The organism is Nocardia sp. NPDC055165 (genome assembly GCF_053606985.1).
In genome coordinates, this window is record NZ_JBSGSS010000016.1 from 109,685 (window position 1) to 132,026 (window position 22,342).

Annotated in this window: 20 protein-coding genes and 1 tRNA gene; 9 read left to right on the forward strand and 12 right to left on the reverse strand. The window is 67.2% G+C overall.

Annotated features, from left to right (window positions below; genetic code table 11):
- Positions 1-27 precede the first annotated feature (27 nt).
- Positions 28-1,824: a 2-isopropylmalate synthase gene (leuA, locus tag ACWFRF_RS27965; RefSeq protein WP_387445928.1), complete on the reverse strand. Its 1,797-nt coding sequence runs from the start codon at positions 1,822-1,824 to the stop codon at positions 28-30.
- Between the two features lie 299 nt (positions 1,825-2,123).
- Here leuA and ACWFRF_RS27970 point away from each other — a divergent pair, with 299 nt between their 5' ends.
- The 3 genes from ACWFRF_RS27970 (at position 2,124) to ACWFRF_RS27980 (ending at position 5,571) form a co-directional block, all read left to right on the forward strand.
- Complete coding sequence (locus ACWFRF_RS27970; protein ID WP_379312502.1) at positions 2,124-2,891, forward strand: sulfite exporter TauE/SafE family protein; 768 nt, start codon at positions 2,124-2,126, stop codon at positions 2,889-2,891.
- 118 nt (positions 2,892-3,009) lie between these two features.
- Positions 3,010-4,620, forward strand: a complete 1,611-nt coding sequence (locus tag ACWFRF_RS27975; RefSeq protein WP_452453026.1) for a GMC oxidoreductase — start codon at positions 3,010-3,012, stop codon at positions 4,618-4,620.
- A gap of 117 nt (positions 4,621-4,737) precedes the next feature.
- The gene (locus ACWFRF_RS27980; protein WP_452453028.1) at positions 4,738-5,571 is read left to right on the forward strand and encodes an ion transporter; all 834 of its coding nucleotides are present in this window, start codon (positions 4,738-4,740) and stop codon (positions 5,569-5,571) included.
- Here the strand turns inward: ACWFRF_RS27980 and ACWFRF_RS27985 are convergent.
- The 3 genes from ACWFRF_RS27985 to ACWFRF_RS27995 form a co-directional block, all read right to left on the reverse strand.
- Entirely contained in the window at positions 5,558-6,760 is a 1,203-nt protein-coding gene (locus ACWFRF_RS27985; protein ID WP_379312505.1) for a low temperature requirement protein A, read from the reverse strand. The genes ACWFRF_RS27980 and ACWFRF_RS27985 overlap by 14 nt on opposite strands.
- Positions 6,761-6,835: 75 nt before the next feature.
- Positions 6,836-7,294, reverse strand: coding sequence for an SRPBCC family protein (locus tag ACWFRF_RS27990; RefSeq protein ID WP_378994354.1), 459 nt, complete (start codon positions 7,292-7,294; stop codon positions 6,836-6,838).
- A 98-nt stretch (positions 7,295-7,392) separates the two neighbouring features.
- Positions 7,393-7,965 (reverse strand): TetR/AcrR family transcriptional regulator, encoded by a 573-nt coding sequence (locus ACWFRF_RS27995; protein WP_378994352.1) that lies wholly within the window; start codon positions 7,963-7,965, stop codon positions 7,393-7,395.
- 71 nt (positions 7,966-8,036) lie between these two features.
- On the opposite strand from ACWFRF_RS27995, the gene ACWFRF_RS28000 reads away from it, so the two are divergent.
- From ACWFRF_RS28000 to ACWFRF_RS28010, 3 genes are all read left to right on the forward strand, one after another.
- Entirely contained in the window at positions 8,037-8,609 is a 573-nt protein-coding gene (locus ACWFRF_RS28000) for a dihydrofolate reductase family protein (protein ID WP_379312509.1), read from the forward strand.
- A 135-nt stretch (positions 8,610-8,744) separates the two neighbouring features.
- Positions 8,745-10,010, forward strand: coding sequence for an aspartate kinase (locus ACWFRF_RS28005; protein WP_378638675.1), 1,266 nt, complete (start codon positions 8,745-8,747; stop codon positions 10,008-10,010).
- Between the two features lie 3 nt (positions 10,011-10,013).
- Entirely contained in the window at positions 10,014-11,048 is a 1,035-nt protein-coding gene (locus tag ACWFRF_RS28010) for an aspartate-semialdehyde dehydrogenase (RefSeq protein ID WP_379318162.1), read from the forward strand.
- A 51-nt stretch (positions 11,049-11,099) separates the two neighbouring features.
- On the opposite strand, the gene ACWFRF_RS28015 is transcribed toward ACWFRF_RS28010, so the two are convergent.
- The gene (locus ACWFRF_RS28015) at positions 11,100-11,657 is read right to left on the reverse strand and encodes a TetR/AcrR family transcriptional regulator (protein WP_452453032.1); all 558 of its coding nucleotides are present in this window, start codon (positions 11,655-11,657) and stop codon (positions 11,100-11,102) included.
- A gap of 91 nt (positions 11,658-11,748) precedes the next feature.
- On the opposite strand from ACWFRF_RS28015, the gene ACWFRF_RS28020 reads away from it, so the two are divergent.
- On the forward strand, positions 11,749-12,156 hold the full coding sequence (locus ACWFRF_RS28020) for a nuclear transport factor 2 family protein (RefSeq protein ID WP_452453034.1): 408 nt from the start codon (positions 11,749-11,751) through the stop codon (positions 12,154-12,156).
- On the opposite strand, the gene ACWFRF_RS28025 is transcribed toward ACWFRF_RS28020, so the two are convergent.
- Both ACWFRF_RS28025 and ACWFRF_RS28030 read right to left on the reverse strand, forming a co-directional pair.
- Entirely contained in the window at positions 12,153-13,496 is a 1,344-nt protein-coding gene (locus ACWFRF_RS28025) for a serine hydrolase domain-containing protein (protein WP_378994341.1), read from the reverse strand. The two genes, ACWFRF_RS28020 and ACWFRF_RS28025, sit on opposite strands and share 4 nt — an antisense overlap.
- Before the next feature lie 75 nt (positions 13,497-13,571).
- Entirely contained in the window at positions 13,572-14,810 is a 1,239-nt protein-coding gene (locus ACWFRF_RS28030; RefSeq protein ID WP_452453036.1) for an APC family permease, read from the reverse strand.
- A 761-nt stretch (positions 14,811-15,571) separates the two neighbouring features.
- On the opposite strand from ACWFRF_RS28030, the gene ACWFRF_RS28035 reads away from it, so the two are divergent.
- Positions 15,572-16,240, forward strand: a complete 669-nt coding sequence (locus ACWFRF_RS28035; RefSeq protein WP_378994336.1) for an arsenate reductase ArsC — start codon at positions 15,572-15,574, stop codon at positions 16,238-16,240.
- On the opposite strand, the gene atzF is transcribed toward ACWFRF_RS28035, so the two are convergent.
- The 5 genes from atzF to ACWFRF_RS28060 all read right to left on the reverse strand — a co-directional run bounded on the left by atzF (position 16,197) and on the right by ACWFRF_RS28060 (position 21,729).
- Positions 16,197-17,894 (reverse strand): allophanate hydrolase, encoded by a 1,698-nt coding sequence (atzF, locus tag ACWFRF_RS28040; RefSeq protein ID WP_452453038.1) that lies wholly within the window; start codon positions 17,892-17,894, stop codon positions 16,197-16,199. The genes ACWFRF_RS28035 and atzF overlap by 44 nt on opposite strands.
- 10 nt (positions 17,895-17,904) lie before the next feature.
- A complete protein-coding gene (locus ACWFRF_RS28045) occupies positions 17,905-18,609 on the reverse strand; it encodes a GntR family transcriptional regulator (protein WP_378994332.1) in 705 nt (234 codons plus the stop codon).
- 383 nt (positions 18,610-18,992) lie between these two features.
- Positions 18,993-19,066 (reverse strand) — tRNA-Pro (locus ACWFRF_RS28050).
- A 67-nt stretch (positions 19,067-19,133) separates the two neighbouring features.
- The gene (locus ACWFRF_RS28055) at positions 19,134-20,717 is read right to left on the reverse strand and encodes a hypothetical protein (RefSeq protein ID WP_452453040.1); all 1,584 of its coding nucleotides are present in this window, start codon (positions 20,715-20,717) and stop codon (positions 19,134-19,136) included.
- A 49-nt stretch (positions 20,718-20,766) separates the two neighbouring features.
- On the reverse strand, positions 20,767-21,729 hold the full coding sequence (locus ACWFRF_RS28060) for a metallophosphoesterase (RefSeq protein ID WP_101464816.1): 963 nt from the start codon (positions 21,727-21,729) through the stop codon (positions 20,767-20,769).
- Positions 21,730-21,851: 122 nt separating this feature from the next.
- On the opposite strand from ACWFRF_RS28060, the gene ACWFRF_RS28065 reads away from it, so the two are divergent.
- Positions 21,852-22,316: a GatB/YqeY domain-containing protein gene (locus tag ACWFRF_RS28065; protein WP_378994328.1), complete on the forward strand. Its 465-nt coding sequence runs from the start codon at positions 21,852-21,854 to the stop codon at positions 22,314-22,316.
- The last annotated feature ends 26 nt before the right edge of the window (positions 22,317-22,342 follow it).

Consider the following 22,342-nt stretch of genomic DNA (forward strand, 5'->3'; position numbering starts at 1 on the left):
CTCAGGTCCCGGCCGCCATAGAGCGAGCTACTGCGCCGCGCGGTTCACGGCCGAGACGACGGCTCGCAGCGAGGCGGTGGTGATCGAGGTGGCGATGCCGACGCCCCAGACGACCTTGTCGCCGATGGCTACCTCGACGTAGGCCGCGGCCTGGGCGTCGTCGCCCGCGGACATGGCGTGCTCGCTGTAGTCGAGGACGCGGACCTCGAAGCCGACGGTCGCGATCGCGTCGACGAACGCCGCCAGCGGGCCGTTGCCGGAACCGCTGATCTCCTGCTCGACGCCGTCGACCTTCACGGTGGCCACGATCGAGTCGACGCCGCCGTCGGTCTCGGCCGCGGTGACCTTCTGCTTGATCCGCTCGAGCGGCAGGATCGGGTTCAGGTACTCGGTGGCGAAGACGTCCCACATCTCCTTGGGCGTCACCTCGCCGCCCTCACCGTCGGTGATCGCCTGGATCGCCTGCGAGAACTCGATCTGCAGGCGACGCGGCAGCACCAGACCGTGATCGGTCTTCATGATGTAGGCCACGCCGCCCTTGCCCGACTGCGAGTTCACCCGGATGACGGCCTCGTAGGTGCGGCCGACATCCTTCGGGTCGATCGGCAGGTACGGGACCTCCCAGACGATGTCGGCCACATCGGCGCCCTGGGCGTCGGCGGCGGCCTTCATCGCGTCCAGGCCCTTGTTGATCGCGTCCTGGTGGCTGCCGGAGAAGGCGGTGTAGACCAGATCGCCGCCGTAGGGGTGACGCTCGGCGACGGCCAGCTGGTTGCAGTACTCCACCGTGCGACGGACCTCGTCGATATCGGAGAAGTTGATCTGCGGGTCGATGCCGCGCGAGAACATGTTCATGCCCAGGGTGACCAGGCAGACGTTGCCGGTGCGCTCACCGTTGCCGAACAGGCAGCCCTCGATGCGGTCGGCGCCGGCCTGGTACCCCAGCTCGGCGGCCGCGACGGCGGTGCCACGGTCGTTGTGCGGGTGCAGCGACAGCACGATCGAGTCGCGGCGGGCCAGGTTGCGGTGCATCCACTCGATCGAGTCGGCGTACACGTTCGGCGTGGCCATCTCGACGGTCGCGGGCAGGTTGATGATCAGCGGCTTGGCCGGGGTCGGCGCGATGATCTCGGAGACCGCGTCGCAGACCTCGCGGGCGTAGTCGAGCTCGGTGCCGGTGTAGGACTCCGGGCTGTACTCGTAGCGCCACTCGGTGTCGGGGTAGCGCTTCTCGATCTCCAGGCACAGCGACGCCGCGTCGGTGGCGATCTTCTTCACCGCGTCGCGCTCGGCGCGGAAGACCACGCGACGCTGCAGGATCGAGGTGGAGTTGTAGAAGTGCACGATCACGTTCGGTGCGCCCGCGCAGGCCTGGAAGGTGCGCTCGATCAGCTCGGGGCGGCACTGGGTGAGGACCTGGATGGTGACGTCGGCGGGGACCGCGCCGTCTTCGATGATCTCGCGGACGAAATCGAAGTCGGTCTGGCTCGCGGCCGGGAAACCGACCTCGATCTCCTTGTAGCCCATCCGCACCAGCAGGTCGAACATGCGGCGCTTGCGGGCCGGGCTCATCGGGTCGATCAGCGCCTGGTTGCCGTCGCGCAGGTCGACGGCGCACCACGCGGGGGCGCGATCGATGATCTTGTCCGGCCAGGTGCGGTCGGGCACCGTGATCGGCTCGACCTCTTCGGCGAAGGGGCGATACCGGAACGACGGCATCGAGGAGTTCTTCTGGGTGTTCCAGGCGGGCTGGTCGGCCGGTGCGGGTTTGCCGGGGGCCGAAATGGTGCGCGAAGCGGATACGAATGCGTCAGCCGAGGACATGCAAGTTTCTCCGTGGGTGTGATGGATTCCCGTGAATGGGAGCGGGTCGACCGGCGCGTTGGAACCCCGCGACGGGAGCCGGTCCGTATCAGGACCCGTCGCGGCGGCCGAGAAGAAGAGCCCGCTGCAGCATGATCCTCCGAGCTTACCGCGTGCCCACCCTTGCTCGTAAGCGACCCGGGCCAATTAGGTGAACCGAGTCCGCTGGCTTTCGCTCACCGGTTGACCAGTACGGTTTCCCCCATAACGCACGCTTGTACGGACCTTCGCGTCCGACGAGACGTACCAAAGGAATTCGAATGACTTGGTTACAACAGGTGGCCGTCTTCGCCGCGGGTATCGCGGCGGGTGGCATCAATACGATCGTCGGATCGGGCACGCTGATCACCTTTCCCACGCTGCTCGCGTTCGGGTTGCCGCCGGTGACAGCGAATGTGTCGAACACGATCGGTCTCGTCCCCGGCTCGGTGAGCGGGGTGATCGGCTATCGGCGGGAACTGGAGGGGCAGCGGTCCCGACTGCTGCAGCTGGGCACCGCGTCGCTGCTGGGCGGCATCACCGGCGCGATCCTGCTGCTGACGATGCCCGCGGAGGCGTTCAAGGCGATCGTCCCTGTCCTCATCATCGTGGCGCTGATCCTGGTCGTCGTGCAGCCGCGACTGGCCGCGTGGGTGAAGCAGCGCAGGGCGAACGGTGCGTCGGCGGCGCCGGAACACGGCGGCCCGATTCTGCTGGTCGCGGTCTTCGCCACCGGCATCTACGGCGGCTACTTCGGGGCCGCCCAGGGTGTGCTGCTGATCGGTCTGCTCGGGGTGTTCGTGCACGAGGACATCCAGCGGCTCAACGGCGTGAAGAACGTGCTCGCGCTGATCGTCAACGGGGTGTCGGCGGTGATCTTCATCGCGATTGCGGAGGTGGACTGGCAGGTGGTCGCGTTGATCGCGGTCGGCTCGATCATCGGCGGGCAGCTCGGCGCGAAGGTCGGGCGGAAGTTACCGCCGAATGCGCTCAGAGGGGTGATCGTGGTTGTCGGCACGATCGCGGTGATCCGCCTGCTCACCAGCTGAGGTCCCACCCCGCACCACGCGTCGCCATGACATGTGACAAATACCCGTACGACCGGGCGATTGTCCGGTTTGCAAGGTATTCTTCGCGTCGGCCATGCGTGATGAGGGAGGTGGCCTGGTGCACAGACGTGCCTTTTTCAAGGCGGCGGGACTGGCGGCTGTTGCCGGTGCTGTGGGAACGACGCTGGCGAGCGTGCCCGCTTCGGCGGATCCGCGCGAGGCGATGTTCCAGTCCTGGGTGCCGGAGATCTTCGCGCCGATTCCGGACGCACCCGCCCACACGCAGGCCATCGTCATCGGATCCGGCTTCGGCGCCGCCGTGACGGCGCTGCGCCTGGCCGAGGCCGGGATCGCCAACACCGTGCTCGAGCGCGGTTCACACTGGCCCAACGACCCGTGGCGTGAGATCTTCACCGGCGACGATCTACCCGACGGCCGCGGGTTCTGGCATCGCACCAGCTTCACCGGCGTCACCAAGGTGCCGATGAGTTTCAGCGCGTTCGGCGGGGTGCTGGATGTGACCGAATATTCCGGGCTCGACGTGTGGCGCGCCGCCGCGGTCGGTGGCGGTTCGGTGATCTTCAGCGGAGCGATGGTGGCTCCGCAACGCACACTGTTCGACCAGGTCTTCGGTGGCGTCGTCGATTACGGCGAGCTGGAAAGCGTCTACTACCCGCGGGTGCGCCAGATGCTGCGGCTCGACACGATGCCGGCCGACATCTACAACTCCTCGCCGTTCGCGCACTCGCGCGCCTGGGACGACCAGGTGCGCGCGGCCGGATACCAGCCGCTGCCCAACGACTCGATCTTCACCTGGGACGTGCTGCGCAGCGAGCTCGCGGGCACCTCCCGCGTATCCGCCACCTCGGCCCGCTCGAACCTCGGCAACTCCAACGGCGCCAAGTTCGACCTCAACCAGAACTACCTGCGCTACGCCCGCGAGACCGGCAAGTCCCAGGTGTTCCCCGGCCATCGCGTCGACGCCATCGCCCAGGAGGCGAGCGGCAGGTTCGTGGTGGCCGTATCGAAGCTGGCTCCGACCGGTCAGGTGCTGAGCACCCGCAACCTGACGTGCGACAAGCTGTTCCTCGGCGCCGGCTCCATCGGTACTTCGGAGCTGCTGGTCCGCGCCCAGGCCACCGGCACGCTGCCCAACCTCAACGAGCACATCGGCGACGGCTTCGGCACCAACGGTGACGTGGTGCTGGCCCGCGGCGCGAGCGCTGTCGCGGGGCAGGGCCAAGGTGTGCCGAGCGCCAGCCGGATCCACGACGAATCCAACGTGCCCCTCACCCTGGAGAACTGGTACATCCCCGGTATCCCGTTCGAGACCGGCGCGCTGGCCTCGCTCGGCATGGTCCTCGACCCGACCCGTGCCCGTTTCGGCTATCACACGGCGTCGGGCGGCGTCGGCCTGAACTGGTCGACGGCCACGCAGCACGCGGTCGCCGCGGCGGCTCGCGTGGTCGACCACCGGATCGCCGAGCGCGCGGGCGCGGTCGCCGAATACGGCGCGCTGGGCTACGACGCCAACGCCCAGTTCACCGCGCACCCGCTCGGCGGCGCGGTCCTCGGCAAAGCCACCGACGCCTTCGGCCGCGTCCACGGACACCCCGGCCTCTACGTGATGGACGGTGCCGCGATTCCCGGCAGCACCGCGACGGTCAACCCGTCCCTGACCATCACCGCGCTGGCGGAACGCAACATCGAGGCCGTCCTGCGCGGCTGAACACGCCACCGACCGGCGTCGGCAACTCCCCTCGCGGCGTCGGTCGACCAATTAGCGTGGGCAGCGATGTCAAGGCCGACCTACGCGGCGCCGACCGCCAGATATTCAGGAGCAACAGTGGCTTCACCGGGGATCGAACGGGTCGAGGCCCTGCCGGACGTGCGCTCGAAAACGCCGACCTTGCGTACCGACATCCTCATGCTGATCCTCGCGATCATCTCGGTGGTGCTGGTCGTGTGGATCACCTTCTTCGATGTCAGCGGCCCGACGTACCACGCGATCGTCATCGTCGACACGTCGATCTGCGCGATCTTCCTCGTCGAGTTCGTCTGGCGCTGGCGGCGTGCGGGGTGGCCGTGGTCGTTCCCGTTCATCTACTGGTACGAAGTCCTCGGCATGATCCCGGTGACCAGCCCGCTGTTCCGCAGTTTCCGGCTGCTGCGCATCGTGGTGATCTTGATCCGGCTGGGCCGGGTGGCCGACCGGGCACTGGGGGAGCGGGTCACCGCGACGATCGTCAACCGGTTCGTCGGCACGATCGTCGACGTGATCAAGCGTCCGATGACGATCGCGATCCTCGACGAGGTCTCCAAGGTCCTGCGCGCGGGCCACTACACCCAGAACATCGCCGCCGCGCTGGAGGAGAACCACGCCGAGGTCGACCAGCTGATCATGGACCTGATCAAGAACGACCCGCAGACCGGCAAACTGCGCTACGTCCCGTTCCACGACGACATCATCCGGCTCGTCGCCGACACGGTCTACCGGATGCTGCGCCAGCTGCTCGACGACCCGCGCACCGACGAACTGGTCGCGGACATGCTGCGGGAGAACCTCGACCAGATCAACGACGCGGTGCGTGCCGGGGTGCGGGTCCCGCCCTCGCACCGTGGGGCGACGCCCGCCGAGCACGGCGTGCGCCACCACCTCGGTCAGGTCAAGCGTGCCTGATCTGGTCGCGCGGCTGGGCGAAGCGCAGGGTCTCGAAGATCACCAGCACGGACAGCAGCGCGCACAGCACGGTGAGCGAGGCGAGCGCGGGCAGGTGCGCGGCGAACGGGATGAGCGCGAACAGCAACGCGGCTACCACCAGGCGTTCGGTCGACAATGACTTGGTCGCATAGTATTTCGCGAACGTGATGCCGAGCAGGAACAGCGCGGGGCCACCGTAGAGCGCACCGAGCGGGATGCCGTACAGCGGATCGGTGAGCGTGTGGTGCGAGGAATCGCCGACGTAGTACAGCACCTTCTTCAAGCCGAGCGAGAGCCCGATGATGCCGACGATCATCGGGAAATGCCCGTACATGTAGGTGTTCTGGGCGATCTTGATCTGTCGCGCGTCCTTGGCATGGGCGAACGCGTGCTCGATCGAGATCGCGGCGACATCGAAGTACAGCCACCACAGCAGGCCGGATATGGCCAAGCCGAGCATCGAACCGAGCGTGATCGGCCACGAGATGGGCAGTCCGGCCACTCCGATGCCGATCGAGACGATGGATTCGCCCAGCGCCACGATGATGATGAGCCCGTAGCGTTCGGAGTAGTGCTTGGCCGAGTTGAGGCGCCAGTCGGTGCCCGCCGCCCAGGTCCAGACCATGTCCCCGACGATCGCGGCGAGCCACAGCAGGATCTGGGTGAGACCTGTCGTCATCGCGGCGACGACCAGCAGTGTCGTTCCGACGGTGACCGAGCCGACCGCCCAGCGCAGCAACTGCCTGCGCAGCTGGGCATCCCCGGCGCTGATCGTCCAGAACACCACCACGTGCACCAGTCGCACGACGAGATAGGCCACCGCGAACACCAGCGGACCGAACCAGCCACCGGCCAGATCGCTGAAGGCCTCGGGAATGGTGAGCGCGGCCAGGAACGCACCGCCCATCGCGACGAACATCGCGACCCGCGTGATGCCCTCGTCGGCGCGCACCACATTGCCCAGCCACGAATACGCGATCCACAGCCACCACATCAGGGCCAGTACCAGCGTCGCACGCAGCATGTTCGCCGCGGTGGTGTCGTCGGCGGCCAGTGCGGTGACCATGGTGAACGCGAAGACGATCACCAGGTCGAAGAACAGCTCGAGCTGGGTCACCGAGTTCTCTTCGGTGACGGGCTGGAACCGGACCCGTCGATTTCCGATCATGGGGTCAATATTCGCACCCCGGGTCGCGATTCGCGGACTGAAGATCGACGACGCGGGGTTCTCCGACGGCGCGATCTAGCCGGCCGCGAAGCCACCGACCTCTGGGTACCGCTCGGCGAAGTCGATGAAGTTCGCGACCGTCTCGTCGTGCAGTTTGCGCAGGCTTCGGTTGAACAGGATGCCCGGAATGGGCAGCGGAAGGGAGAGTTCTACGTGGTAGTCGACCTCGGTGCCCTCCGGGGTGTCGACCAGTTCGATCCAGCCGCCGCCCTTGGAACCGCGGCTGCTGTCGACCACCCGCCACTCGGACCGGTACTGCTCCCAGGAGTATTCGAGCACCTGGGCGTCGGAGTTACCCATGAAGTGGGCGGTGGCGAAAACTCGGCGCGGCCTGCCGTCGGCATCGCGCGGCCCGACCCGGACATCACTGAGCGAGGTCGACCACTCCGACATCAGGTCAACGGCCAGTAGTGCGTCCATCACTTGGTCGATCTCGGCGTCAACGGTGAATCGGATGTCGATCTTCGAGCGCATCTGTGTCTATCCTCCGAACCCCCGCAGCTTTCGCGCCCGATTGTGCACAGTGGTACCAGTGATCGTCAACACGTCTATGGTCTGGACAAATGACCGGGTCAGCTGCTTATCACACGCTCGACGGCCGTTTCGATCAGTGCCATGCTCTGCTCCTCGGTGAAGATTCCGGGCAGTGTGAGGTGTTCGACGATGAGCCAATTGAGCGCCAGATAGAGCAGTAGTACCGACTCCGCGTCGCCGGGCAGACCGGACGCCAGATGGTTGCGGACGTTGAAATCGATGTCGGCCCGGACGCGTTCGGTGAGCACCGTGCGCAGTTCGGGCCGCCGGGTTGCCTCGAGTCGTAGTTCGAGCAGCGCGAGATAGGCCTTGCGATGCGATTCGATGCGCCCGACCACCTCTTTCATCAGCGTGGTGATGTTGTCGATGTCCTTCGGGCCGTCGCTGACCAGGGCCATCGTCTCCTCGCTCGGCTGCACCACCTCGTAGAAGCGGACGCCGGCCTGGGTGAGCAGCTCGTCGCGATTGGCGAAGTAGTTCGACGCGGTGCCCGCGGGGACGGCCGCCTGTTTGTCCACCGCGCGGAAGGTGAGGCCGCGGGCGCCCTCGTCGGCGAGGACCTCGATGGCCGCGTCGAGCAGGGCTTGCCGACGTTCGGGATTAGTTCGCACTTGACACCACTCCATCCGTAGTACTACGTTGAAACCACTTCAAACAGAGTACTACATCTGAGGCGGTAACCATGCGAAAGCTTGTCTACTACATCGGCGTCTCCCTCGACGGCTACATCGCGGGCTCCGGCGGCGAGGTCGACTTCTATCCGACACCGCAGAACTATGTGGAGTGGATGATGACGGAGTTTCCCGACTCCATCCCGACCCACCTGCGCGCGCACTTCGGCATGGACCCCGACCTGCCTGCCAAGAACTGGGACACCGTGCTGATGGGGCGCGGCACCTACGTGCTGCCGGATGAGCACGTCGAGAGCCCGTTCTCGCACCTGAAGCAGTACGTCGTCTCGTCCACACTCGACCAGGCCGACCATCCCGGAGTCGAGATCGTCTCCGGTGATCCCCTCGAGCTGGTGCGCGAGCTCAAGCAGCGCGAGGGCGGCGACATCTGGCTGTGTGGCGGCGGGAAGCTGGCCGGGCAGCTGCTCGACGAGATCGACCAGATGATCATCAAGAGCTATCCGATCGTCGCGGGCGAGGGTGTCCCTGTCTTCACCGGCGTCTTCAAACCGACACAGTTCGCTCCGGTGCGGCGCAAGGAATTCGACAACGGCACGCAGGTCACCTGGTTCGATCGAGCGTGAATTCCGTGGTTATCCACAGGTGACAAGCCTGTGTCGTTTTCCACAGGCAGGGCAGGTAGCAGCAAAACCGGTGGCCCGCGCCCGGTACTCTTGGTCGCTGATACCAACCTGACACTCGATCGTGAAGGACCTGCTGTGGCTCTCGTAGTTCAGAAGTACGGAGGATCCTCGGTGGCTACCGCCGAGCGGATCCGGCGCGTCGCTGAACGGATCGTGGAGACCAAGAAGCAGGGGCACGATGTAGTTGTCGTGTGCTCGGCGATGGGCGACACGACCGATGAGTTGCTCGATCTCGCGGAGCAGGTGGCCCCGGCGCCGCCTGCTCGCGAGATGGACATGCTGCTCACCTCGGGCGAGCGCATCTCGAATGCCTTGGTGGCCATGGCTATTCACACGCTCGGCGCCGAAGCTCGCTCGTTCACCGGCTCGCAGGCCGGCGTGATCACCACCGGCGCGCACGGCAACGCCAAGATCATCGACGTGACCCCGGGCCGCCTGCAGGAGGCGCTGGCCGAGGGACAGATCGTGCTGGTGGCCGGCTTCCAGGGCGTGAGCCAGGACAGCAAGGACGTCACCACGCTGGGCCGTGGCGGCTCCGACACCACCGCCGTCGCGCTGGCCGCGGCGCTGAAAGCCGATGTCTGCGAGATCTACACCGACGTCGACGGCATCTTCTCCGCCGACCCGCGCATCGTCCCCGACGCCCAGAAGCTCGACAAGATCTCCTACGAGGAGATGCTCGAGATGGCGGCCTGCGGGTCGAAGGTGCTCATGCTGCGCTGCGTGGAGTACGCGCGCCGCTACAACGTTCCCGTTCATGTTCGGTCGTCCTACACCGACAAGATCGGCACCACTGTTTTCGGATCGATGGAGGACATTCCCGTGGAGCAGGCAATCCTGACCGGCGTCGCACACGACCGCAGCGAGGCCAAGGTGACCGTCGTCGCCCTGCCCGACGAGCCGGGCTACGCGGCCAAGGTGTTCCGCGCGGTGGCCGACGCCGAGATCAACATCGACATGGTGCTGCAGAACATCTCCAAGGTCGACACGGGCAAGACCGACATCACCTTCACCTGCCCCAAGACCGACCTGGTCCGCGCGGTGCAGAAGCTCACCGAGCGTCAGGACGAGATCGGCTTCGCCGAGATCCTCTCCGACGATCACATCGGCAAGGTCTCCCTGGTCGGCGCGGGGATGAAGTCGCACCCGGGCGTCACCGCCACCTTCTGTGAGGCGCTGGCCAACGCGGGCGTCAACATCGACCTGATCTCTACCTCGGAGATCCGGATCTCGGTGCTCGTGCGTGACACGGAACTGGATGAAGCGGTGCAGGTGTTGCACAAGGCATTCGATCTCGGCGGCGACGAAGCCGCTGTCGTCCACGGCGGAACGGGGCGTTAAGCAATGGGTGTACGTGTAGGTGTTGTCGGTGCGACCGGTCAGGTCGGCGCCGTCATGCGCAAGCTGCTCGAAGAGCGCAACTTCCCGGCCGACGAGGTGCGGTTCTTCGCCTCCTCGCGTTCGGCGGGCAAGACGCTGCCCTGGCGCGGCGGCGAGATCGTCGTCGAGGACACCGAGACGGCCGATCCGTCGGGTCTCGACATCGCGCTGTTCTCGGCCGGTGCCACCATGTCGCGTGTGCAGGCCCCGCGCTTCGCCGCGGCGGGCGTCACCGTGATCGACAATTCCTCGGCATGGCGCAAGGACCCCGATGTGCCGCTGGTGGTGTCGGAGGTCAACCCCGAGGCCACCCGCAACCTGCCCAAGGGCATCATCGCGAACCCGAACTGCACCACGATGGCCGCGATGCCGGTGCTCAAGCCGCTGCACGATGTGGCCGGTTTGCAGCGCCTGATCGTGTCCAGCTACCAGGCAGTTTCGGGCTCCGGTCTCGCCGGTGTCGAGGAGCTCGCCTCGCAGATCCGCGCGGTGTCCGCCGACGCGGAGAAGCTGGTGCACGACGGTTCGGACGCCGAGTTCCCCGCGCCGAACAACTACGTCGCGCCGATCGCCTTCAACGTGATCCCGCTGGCCGGTGCGCTGGTCGACGACGGTTCCTTCGAGACCGACGAAGACCAGAAGCTGCGCAACGAGAGCCGCAAGATCCTGGGCCTGCCCGATCTGCTGGTGAGCGGCACCTGCGTGCGGGTCCCGGTCTTCACCGGGCACTCGCTGTCGATCAATGCCGAATTCGCCGAACCGATTTCGGTGCAGCAGGCCAAGGACCTGCTGGCCAAGGCGTCGGGCGTACGTCTGGTCGACGTGCCGACCCCGCTGGCCGCCGCAGGCCAGGACGACTCCCTCGTCGGCCGTATCCGCCAGGATCCGGGTGTGCCGAGCGGTCGCGGTCTCGCGCTCTTCATCTCGGGCGACAACCTCCGAAAGGGCGCCGCGCTGAACACGATTCAAATCGCGGAAGTTCTGCTCGAGAACCGCTGATCACCCGTCGACGGCCGGGCCACCTTCGGGTGTGCCCGGCCTTTGTCGTTGTCAGGGCTCGACCCGGCGCAACCCGTCGAGGATGACCGAGAAGGTGAGACGGCGCCGGCGATCGTCGGCGCCGCGGGTGGCGGCGAATCCCGCTTTCAGGATGAGCATCAGGTCGTCGACCTCCAGGTCCGGTCGGATCGCGCCCGCCTTTTGCGCCCGCACCAGCAGGATGCCGATCGCCGTACTCAGGTCGGCGGTAGATCCTAGCGCGGCCAGCCGCTCCGAGCCGACCGCGTCGGCCAGATCGCGTTTCACGCCGTTCTCGCTACCGAGGAAGGCCAGGAATTCGAAGAAGGCGCTGCCCGCGTCGTCGGCGGTACCGAGTTCGCGCGCGTAGGCGGCGGCACGTTCGACTCGGTCGATGATCGCGGCGGTGAACAGCGCCTCCTTGGTCGGAAAATGCCGGTAGACGGTGCCCGCGCCGACGCCGGCGCGCCGGGCGATGTCGTCGAGGGGAACCGAAATCCCTTCGGCGGCAAAGGCTTCTTGGGCCGCGGCCAGCACCCGTTCGCGGTTGCGGCGGGCATCGGCGCGCAGCGGGCGTGGTTCGTCGGTCACGGCTGTGATTGTATGCGCGGCCGTTGACAAGCGGGGCGAGCGTTCCGGATGATAAGCGGGTCCATCGTTCCGTTTCATCGAAAGGCTGCCGATGATCCCCACTCCGGTCCAGGTCGCCGAACGGCTCATGGCCGTTCTCCCCGCCCGCGACGCGGCCGCGTTCACTGAGTCGTTCGCCGCCGACGGCGTTTTCGAGCTGCCGTTCACGCCGCCGGGCGCACCAGCTCGGATCGAGGGCAGGGCGGCGATCCGCGCCGCACTGGAAGAGGCTTGGGCCGCCACGTCATCGGTCCGGATCCACGCGGTTCATCCCCGTATCTACGCCACCGACGATCCGGAGACCGTGGTGGTCGAGACCGAGGTCGAGGTGACCAAGCCCGGGGCGCAGCGGATCCGAGTGCGCTCCGCCATCACGGTGATCCGGGTTCGGGAGGGGGAAGTGGTGCTGTTTCGCGACTATCTGGACTCGGGCCGACTCGCCGCGGCTGTGAACGGCTAGCGGATTCCCGGGGTGCGTGGGTCGTGGCCTACGCAGGCCAGGATGGCGCAGCCCGGTGGGATGCTGGCGAAGGGGGCGGCCAGGGGTTGGTTGAGGCAATCGAAGACGGTGCAGCCGGGGTAGGCGCCGGGGCCGATGCCGAATACGGCCAGCAGGATGTTGGCGTCGATGAGTTTGCCCGCGTCGAATTCCAGCGGGGGCTCCACGTACGGTTCGGCGATCGGCACCGCGGCGTCGGTGACGGCGGCGAACAGACGGCGGAAGAACTCGTGGGGCAGTTCTTCGGCGTGGGCGAGGATGCCGCTCGGGCCGTAGGCGGTCTGGTTGCCGAACGGGCCTGTCCACATCACCGTCATGTCCAGGCTCGGCAGGAAGAAGACGTTCTGCAGGCCGAGTCCGGACATGAAAAACGTGTCGGGGGGCAGGAAGTCGGGAGATTCGCTGCAATCGGCGCCCAGCCAGAACAGGTAGCCGTAGCAGCTGTTCGCCGCCGACGGTGTGCGGGCTTTGCGCAGATAGTCCGAGGAGATCACCCGGTCGGCGCCCCAGCGGCCGTCGTTCGAGACGAGCAGGCCGATCTTGGCCAGGTCGTTGGGCGGCAGCAGGAGATGGGCGTAGCCGTAGGTATGGCCGGATCGGTCACTTGCCCAGTAATAGTCGCTGCGCGGGATGCCGAGCGGGTCGAACAATTCCCGCTGCGCGAACTGCTGTAGCGGTTCGCCGACGGCCAGTTCGATCACGTAGGACAGCAGATCGACATTGCGCTGGCTGTAGCTGAACGTGGTGCCGGGCGGGTTGGTCAGCTGCACCGACAGCGCCTGCACCGCCGAGTGCGGGTCGATGGGGATCACCGCGGTGATGCCCTCGGACAGCACTCCCACCTGCATGCCGGAGGTCTCGGTGAGCAGATTCTCGACGGTGATCGACCGGTGCGCCGCGTCGCCGAGTCCGGGCGGCAGGTAGCGGTCGATGGGGGCGGCGATATCGATTCTGCCTTCGTCGGAAGCGATTCCGGCCAGCATCGACACCACCGACTTGGTGACGCTCCAGACGTTCCACGGCGTATTGCCGGTCTCGTCGTTGCGCAGGCCCTCACCGACGAGGCAGTTGTGCCGGAAGATCTGGACATTGAGCCGGTTGCGGGTGGCCGCGAACTGCAGTGCCGCTTCGATTTTCGCCGAATCCAGCCCCACCTGTTCGGGCTCGGCGCGCTCCAGGTCGCGACCTGAGGTCACCTCGCAGGTCGTACTCGGCGCGGCGTGCGCCGGAACGGCGAATAGGCACGCCGAGGCCAGCACCGCAGCGATCGTTCCCGCGAAAACGCCCGTGATGTGCCGCATGCGGGCGAGAGTAGCCCGTGCCGCGCACCGTAACCCGTATAGCGTGGCCGCTGAATCCCCTAATCACAGGCATGTTCACTTCCCCGCAACCCTGCGAAACCCGTAGACCCCCGCGCCGGCCGCGAGGACCGTGAGTCCGGCCAGCACCGACTCGATCGGCAACGCGAACCCGACCACCACGCAACCCGCCGCTCCGAGCACCGGAACCCAGCGCTGCGGCCTGCCCTCGGCGGCGGTCAGCGTGGCCGCGGACAGGTTGGCGACAAGGTAATAGGCGAGCACGGCGAACGAGGAGAACCCGATCGCCGCGCGCAGATCCACCGTCGCCGCGAGCACCGCGACCACCACACCCACCGCGAGCTCGGCCCGATGCGGCACCGCGTATTTCGGATGGATCATCGCCAGCGCCCGCGGCAGATGCCCGTCGCGCGCCATCGCCAGTGCGGTCCGCGAGACCCCCAGGACCAACGCCATCAGCGAACCCGCCGCTGCCAGCACCGCACCCACCCGAACCACCGGCGCCAGCCATCCCGCCCCCGCCGCCTCGACCACCTGCGCGAGCGGATCACGCGCGGCCGCCAGCCCACCCGACCCCAACGTCAGCAACGCGGCCACCGCCACCAGCGCGTACACCGCCAATGCCACTGCCAGCGCCAGCATGATCGCCCGCGGAATGGTCCGCTCCGGCGCACGCACCTCCTCGCCGAGCGTGGCGATCCGCGCGTACCCGGCGAACGCGAAGAACAACAACCCCGCCGCCTGCAACACCCCGTACGGCCCGATCTCCTGGTCGAGAACCGATGCCCCCGAACGACTCCCACCGACTCCCACCACGACAACCGCCGCCAGCACTGCCAGCACCACGCCCACGATCACCCGCGAAGCCAGCGCGGACTTCTGCACCCCCACATAGTTGATCCCCGTCACCGCCACCACGGCCCCCACCGCCACCGCGTGCGCCTGCTCAGGCCACGCGTAACTCCCCACCGTCAACGCCATCGCCGCGCACGACGCCGTCTTGCCGACCACGAACCCCCACCCCGCCAGATACCCCCAGAACGCCCCCAGCCGTTCCCGCCCGTACACATACGTCCCTCCGGACACCGGATACAACGCAGCCAATCGCGCCGACGACATCGCATTGCAATAGGCGATAACCGCGGCCACCCCCAAGGCCACCAGCAACCAGGACCCACTCACCCCCGCCGCAGGGCCCAACGCCGCGAACACCCCGGCCCCCACCATCGCCCCCAGCCCCACCACTACTGAATCCCCCAACCCCAGCCCCCGCCGCAACTGCCCATCCGAAGTCATGGACCCATCCTCGAGCACGCGCGCGTGGCCCGCGACCCGGATACGGCAAACGCCGCCAGGTCGATGAGGGTGACCTGGCGGCGTTCGAGTCGATGGGCCGCCTCGAGGACGGCCCGTCAGGGTGCCGACGCCCCACAAGCGCCTCTCGGCGGGTGGTCGCTCGTAGCGACAAATGGGGTGAGGCCCGGGGCTGTTCGGACGTCGACAGTGAGTCCAACCGCTGCTGCCGGTGAACTATTCCGGCGGCTCGATGTGATCCACACAACGGCACGAGGCAGGTACGGCGATACGCGTACCTGCCTCGTCTCATGGGTGGGCGAAGGGCCTGATTCCGGGCTCTCTCGTGGACGGTGTCAGGGGATCAGAAGTTGCTGAACCAGTACAGAAGGCTTGCCAGCAACCAGACGATCGCGGTTTCCATGGTCGATCTCCTTGCGTCGGTACTTCTATCATCGCCGAAAACCCGACTTCGCCGACAAGTTGTTCTTAAGAAGCTCTAGAGACCGACACCGCATTGTTGCTTCAGACACCGGAACAACCGGGTCCGATCGGTCTCGAGGGGTGATCGGTCGGACCCGGCGGTGCAGCCAGAAGGTGGCTCTTCCAGATGCTGAAGACGCACTGCCGACGGTAACCACACCGACGGGCTGGGCCGAAGATGTTCCACGTTGTGTCGGTGAGTACGCGTGCCGGGCCGGTCGATCGAGGGGTGATCGGCCCGGGCGTTTGCGTATGGCCCGGATTCGGGTAAGTGTTGGGGGGTGGTCGAAATAGCGGAGCACTCCGACGCGCTCGACCGTGCCGAGGCGCGGCTGCGCGAAGAATTCGCGACGATGTTCGAGCTGGAGACGATCCACCGTTTCCTGCATTCCTCCTACGAGAATTTCGCTGCTCGGGCGACGGTGACCCTGTACCTACCGCTGCTGGCCGAGCGGTTCGGGCGCCAGCGGTTGCAGGCGCTGGCCAAGATCGAGGGCAAGGTGGCCCGGCCGCGTCCGACGGTGCTGTTCCTGTGTACCCACAACGCGGGCCGGTCGCAGATGGCGCTCGGATTCTTCGAAGAGCTGGCGCTGGGCCGAGCGGTGGCCTGGTCGGGCGGGTCGGTGCCGAGTGGGCAGCTCAATCCGGCCGCGGTGGCGGTGATGGCGGAGGTCGACATCGACATCTCACGCGAGTACCCGAAACCGTGGACCGATGAGATCATCCGTGCCGCCGATGTGATCGTCACGATGGGCTGCGGCGATACCTGTCCGCTGGTGCCCGGGGTGCGCTACGTGGAGTGGATCATCGATGATCCGGCCGGCCTCGAGACCGAGCAGGTGCGGCCCATCCGCGACGACATCGGCCATCGCGTGACGGGCCTGCTCGCCGAGCTCGGCATCGACGTCACCGATCCCGTAGATACGCCACCCAGCTCCCGTACCGCGTGATGTCGGTGGCGGCGACGGCGGCGTCGTAGCTGCACGCGAAGCCGACCACCGCGCGCCCGTCGGAGAGATCGATACTGGTCAGGGCCATCGGCGGCGGTAGTTCGGCGAGGAATCGGCCGAGGCCCGCGGGGGAGACGAGGAACAGTTCGCCGAGGATCGGTGCGCCGTGTCCCTCACCGTGGCGGACCAGTCCGGGTTTGGCCGGGGTGGTGTCGAGGGCGGTCAGGCGATAGGCGTCGGAGGTGGCGATCTCGCCGGCGAAGCGGGCGCCGAGTTGTTCGAGTTGCCAGTGCAGCGGTTGGCCGCGCAGGTGGGCGCCGAACACGGCAAGGGGCACACCGGTTTCCACGAGCAGCGGCGCCGGGGTGCCGAGGATGCGCGCGGCGAGGTCGACCGCCGATTGGTCGGCGAACGCGGGGACTGCGATCGTGACGCCGAACGGCAGGTTATCGGTGGTGGGCTTGCCGGGGATCGCGACGGCGGCGAGGTCGAGGAGGTTGCAGAAGTTCGTGTAGGTGCCCAGCCGGCGGTTGATCGCGAGCGGGTCGGCTTCCACTTCGGCGATCGACGGGTGTTCGGTGGTGGTGGGCAGTAGGAGGCCGTCGAAGCCGGTGAGCAGCGTTGTCGCGGTGGTGCGGGCTCGGGCGAGGGCGTCCAGGTCCTGCGCGAACGTGTGCGCGTCGAGTGCTCGTGCGGCACTGATTATTCCGGCGACAGTGCGGTCGAGACCCGGTGCGCCCTTGTCGACGAACTCGCCGACCGCCGCGTACCGCTCGGCGACTATCGCGCCGTCGTAGAGCAGTCGGGCCGCGTCGAGAAGTGGCGAGATATCGATTTCGGTGAGGCGCAGGCCGTGATCACGCAGGGCCGCGACAGTTTCCGTGAACGCCGTTCGGTAGGCCGGGCTCAGCGGTTCGAGGTCTTCGGGCCGGGGGATGGCGATCTCGGGCTCGGCGGATGCCGCGAGGCGGACGTCGGCGGGCCATTCGCGGCTGCGTGGGTCGCGAGAGTCCTTGCCCGCCATCGTCTTCACGGCGGTGACCGCCAGGTCCAGGTCGGCGGCGAAAATGGTGACCGCGTCATAGTCGGCGCAGGCGGGGACGACGCCGTGGGTGGGGATCACGCCGAGCGTGGCCTTGATGCCGACGATACCGTGCAGTGCGGCGGGTACGCGTCCCGAACCCGCCGTGTCGGTGCCGATGGCGAGGTCGGCGATGCCGAGCGCGACCGCCGCCGCGGAACCGGAACTCGAACCGCCGGAGATCAATTCGGGATGAAGGGCGTTGCGGACGGCGCCGTAGGGGCTGCGCGTGCCGACGAGCCCGGTGGCGAACTGGTCGAGGTTGGTCTTGCCGAGCACCAATGCGCCCGCCGCGACCAGCCGCTGCACCGACGACGCAGTTTCCGTTGCCTCATAAGCGAATTCAGGACAGGCGGCGGTGGTGGGCAAGCCGGCCACGTCGACGTTGTCTTTCACCGCGAGGAGCAGGCCCGCCAGCGGCAACTGCTCGCCCGCGGCGACACGGCGTTCCAGGTCGACGGCTTCGGTCGTCAGCACCTCCTGGGAGCGCAGCGTGATCCAGACCTCGGGCCGATCCACCTCGGCGATTCGTGCGTAGGCGGCGGCGACCCGTGCGGTCGGGGTGGCAGACATAAACGCTCCTCTATTCACTCAGCGACATGGCGGCGACAGCACGCGAGATCCGCTCGAGCACCACATCCAGCGAATCGCCGATGTGGGTGTGCAAGAGCTGCTGGGCCAGTGTGAGATCACCGGCGAGGACGGCGTCGAGAATGCCGAGGTGCTCGCTGATCGTGGTCTCGATGCGGTTGTTGATCATGAAGTCGTACATGCGGACATGCCGGATCCGGGAGTTCACCGCCACCAGGGCGCGCACCATCTCGGCATTGCCCGCCGCGGTCAGCAGGGCGACATGGAATTCCTCGTCGACGACGACGAAACCCGGCTCCTGGGCGGGCGGGTCGGCCTGTAGCGCCAGCCACTTCTGCCGCTCGGCGTGGAGCAGCGCGGTGTCGTGGGTGATCCGCGGATCCGCTCGTACCCGCGTCATGCCACCCAGTTCCAGGGTCAGCCGCAGCTCGTAGAGATCGCGAATCCGCGCCACACTCGGCCGCACCGGACTGAACCCGAACTCCTCGCGCTGCAACAGCCCGTCCGAGCAGAGCATGGTGAGTGCTTCCCGAACCGGCGTGCGGGAGATTCCGAACCTGGTCGACAGTTTGGGTTCGGTGAGCCGCTCCCCGAACCGGATGTCCCCGTTCATCAACTCCCCCCGCAACGTCGAGTACACGACGTCGCGCAACGGCCTTCCCGAGCCCTCGGCCGGTGCATCCACCCTTGTCGACATGGGTGTATACGCTATCGACCGCGAATTTCTATCAAGTGACAGAAAGTAAGCGGCAGGTTATCCCTTGCTCACACCGACACCCTCACCACGGGCAACCTCGCGTGGGGAGAACTTCTCAACCAACCCCGAACACGCAGGCAACCCCGTTCGCCATGGAGGCGCCCACACTCGACCACGAGCCCACCGCCGCGCTCCCACTCCGCTCACCCCGGAAGGGCGACCCCCATGTGCCCCACCATCCTGGCCCTCATCCTCAGCCTGATCTCCCTCACGGCCCTCACCATCTGCTGGCCGAACCCCCTCGACCGCAAACCCCCACAGACAAGCGAAGAGCCCCTGACCAGTGAACTGATCAGGGGCTCTTCTGTGTCTCAACCAACACGTCGGGGTGACAGGATTTGAACCTGCGACCTCTTCGTCCCGAACGAAGCGCGCTACCAAGCTGCGCCACACCCCGTGAGGCGAACCTGAAGTAGCTTACAACGTGGGGTCGTGAAACGTTAAATTGGCTGGTCAGATGGGGGTTAGTCGAGGGATCTGATGGAGCTGAAGATGCGCTTGGCCTCGGCGGCGTCGATGGCGCCGGGAACGCCGGTGTCGGCGATCATGACCATGACGAAGCTGCCGTCCTTGGCGCCTTTGAAGGCGTAGGTGTAGACGGAGTAGGTGCCGGCGCAGCCGGGTTTGGGGGCGGGGACGGTGCCGGTGGTCTCGGTGAACATGCCCTCGGTTTTGCCGTCGATCGACTTCAGTGGCTGGGCGGGGCCGGGGGTGCCTTTCGAGCCCTGGTAGGCGAGGGGGGCGGCTTTGGTGCCGAGTTCGGCGCCCGCCGCGGCGTTGTCGGCGTTCTTGGAGCCGGTGAGCAGCGACATGGTGCGGGTGGAGTTCGGGCAGTAGTCGCGGCCGTCGGAGGCGTAGCCCTTGCCGATCACCGAGTCGCCCGGGGGTTCGCCGACGCCGCCGATGGTGGTTTCGGTGGCGACCTTCCAGCCTGCCGGGACATCGTAGGCGGCGCCACGGTCCGGGGAGGCGACTACCTGGTAGCCCTCGATCAGGGGTTTGCGATTCGACGCGGCGCCCGAGGGGGAGGGGGTGGTGGTGCTGGGTTTGGGCTTGCTCGACGAGGCCGGTGCCGGGGTGGTGGACAGGGCGCTGACCATCGAAGGAGCGCCGCCCGCGGTGGTCGTCGGTGCGTCGTCGCCGCGGGTGAGCGCGACCGCGGTGATCGTGCCGCCGACCAGAAGTAGCGCCGCCACACCTGCCGCGGCCCAGATCGCCGCCTTGTTCCCGGATTTCCGGTTGGGCGGGAGCGGCTGGCCGTAGGGCTGGATGCCCTGGTGATCCAGCGGGGGGATTTCGCCGTATTGCTGCGGTGCCTGCTGCCAGCCCGGTGCGCCGACTCTGGTCGGGTCTGCTTGCCCGGCCGGCGTGCCCCACTGCTGCTGACCGGGCGGATTCGCCGGGGCGCCCCACTGCTGCTGCGCACCGGCCGAGGGACCGCCCCACTGCTGACCGGGAGGCACCGGCGCGCCCCACTGACCCGGAGGCTGTTGTCCGGCAGGCGGATTCATGCCCGGTTGCCACTGCTGATTCGAACCAGGGTGTCCGCCAGGAAAATTGGCGCCGGGAGCTACCGGTCCGCCCGGCTGCGGGGCCTCGGGGTGCCACGGCTGGCCAGGTTGTCCGGCGGGTGTATTCATGCCGGGCTGCCAAGGCTGATTCGAACCCGGCTGGCCCACCGGCGGATTCGCCCCGGGCCACGGTGCCGGCTGGCGCAGCTGGGTGGGGTCGGCCTGTCCCGGCTGCGGAACCTGCTGTCCCGCAGCGGGATTACCGGAATCCTGCCAATCCTGCGGACCCGCCGGCGCCCACTGCGTGGGTTCGGGAAGCCCGGGTGGTGGCCCGGAGCCGTCCCAGCGCAGGGTCGGAGGGAGACCGGTGCTGCCCGGCGTCCACACCGCGGTGGGATCTGGTGCGCCCGGATTCGGCTGTTCCGCAGCCGGATCCGGCGAACCGGGCCGCTGCCACTGCTGGTCGGGCTGGTTCGGTGCGCCGGGCCCGCCGAATACGGTCGGGTCGTCGCGCCTGTCGTCGGATCCACTGCTCACGGTCGTCTCCTGATGACACCTCAATGACAATGTCGTTCGGAGCCAGACCCTAGCGGGCGACGGCCTCCGAGGTCGAAATGCCGAAGCCGGTGTCGGCGGACGGCCGCTTGGGCTGGGCGCCGACCAAGGTGAGCAGCGTGGCCTCGGGACGGCAGCAGAAGCGGTAGGGCGCCCACGGTGAGGTGCCGATGCCGGCCGAGACGTGCAGCTGGGTGTGCTCGCCCCACTGCGAGGCACCCTTCACCCGGGACTTGTCGATACCGCAGTTGGTGACCAGCGCGCCGTAACCGGGGACGACCAGCTGCCCACCGTGGGTGTGACCGGCCAGCACCAGGTCGTAGCCGTCTTCGGCGAAGCGGTCGAGCACGCGCGGCTCGGGCGAATGCGTGACACCGATGCTGAGCTGGGCCAGCTGGTTCGGTGCGCCCGCGACGGTGTCGTAGCGGTCGCGCTGCAGGTGCGGGTCGTCGACGCCGGCACTGGCGATGCGGATGCCCGCCACCTCGAGGTCGCGCCGGGTGTGGGTCAGATCGAGCCAGCCGCGCTCGGTGAATGCCGCGCGCAGGTCCTTCCACGGCAGCGGATCGCCGTAGACGCGACGGTGATCTTTCTTGAAATATTTCAGCGGATTCTTCGGCACCGGCGCGAAATAGTCATTCGAACCGAACACGAACAAGCCGGGTCGGGCCAGTAGCGCACCGAGGGATTGCACCACCGCGGGCACGGCCTTGGGATGGGAAAGATTGTCGCCGGTATTCACGACCAGGTCGGGTTCGAGGCGGTCGAGTTCGCGCAGCCACTGCTGTTTGAGCTGCTGGCCCGGCATCATGTGCAGGTCACTGACGTGCAGAATGCGCAACGTCGGCGAACCGGGCGCGAGCACCGGCATCGTGGCTTCGCGCAGGACGAACGCGTTCCGTTCGATCAGCGTGGCGTAGCCGATGCCTGCGACGGCGGCCCCGGCGGCTCCCAACGCGGTTCGGCGGACAGCGGACGTCGAGATAACGGGCATTTGCCCAGCATAGGCGACCCCCTCCCGGATCGGCGCGTGTGTTTCCGCACAAACGGTCTGGAATTTTCGCTGCGACGAAAATGTGATGGGACTCCACTGAGCGAACGACTACGGTAAACCGCATGTCGGAACTGAAAGCCAAGCTGCGCGCGGATATGACCACCGCGATGAAAGCCAAGGACAAACTGCGTCTCGCGACCCTGCGGATGCTGCTCGCCGCTATCCAGACTTCCGAGGTCTCCGGTACGGAGGCGCACGAACTCTCCGATGCCGATGTCGTGTCGCTCTTGCAGAAGGAAGCGAAGAAGCGCAACGAGGCGGCCGTGATCTACGAGCAGAACGGTCGCGGTGAACTGGCCGCGAACGAGCGGGCCGAAGAAGAGATCATCGAGGAGTACCTGCCGACCCAGCTCAACGACGCCGAGGTCGCGCAGGTCGCCGACACCGCGATCGCGGAGGTGGCCGAGCAGCTCGGTGAGCGTCCGGGAATGAAGCAGATGGGTCAGGTCATGAAGGCGGCCACCGCGCTGGCCGACGGCAAGGCCGACGGTTCGCGGCTCTCCGCCGCGGTCAAGGCCCGGCTGTAGAAACGAGCAAAGGCCGCCGTCCGAAT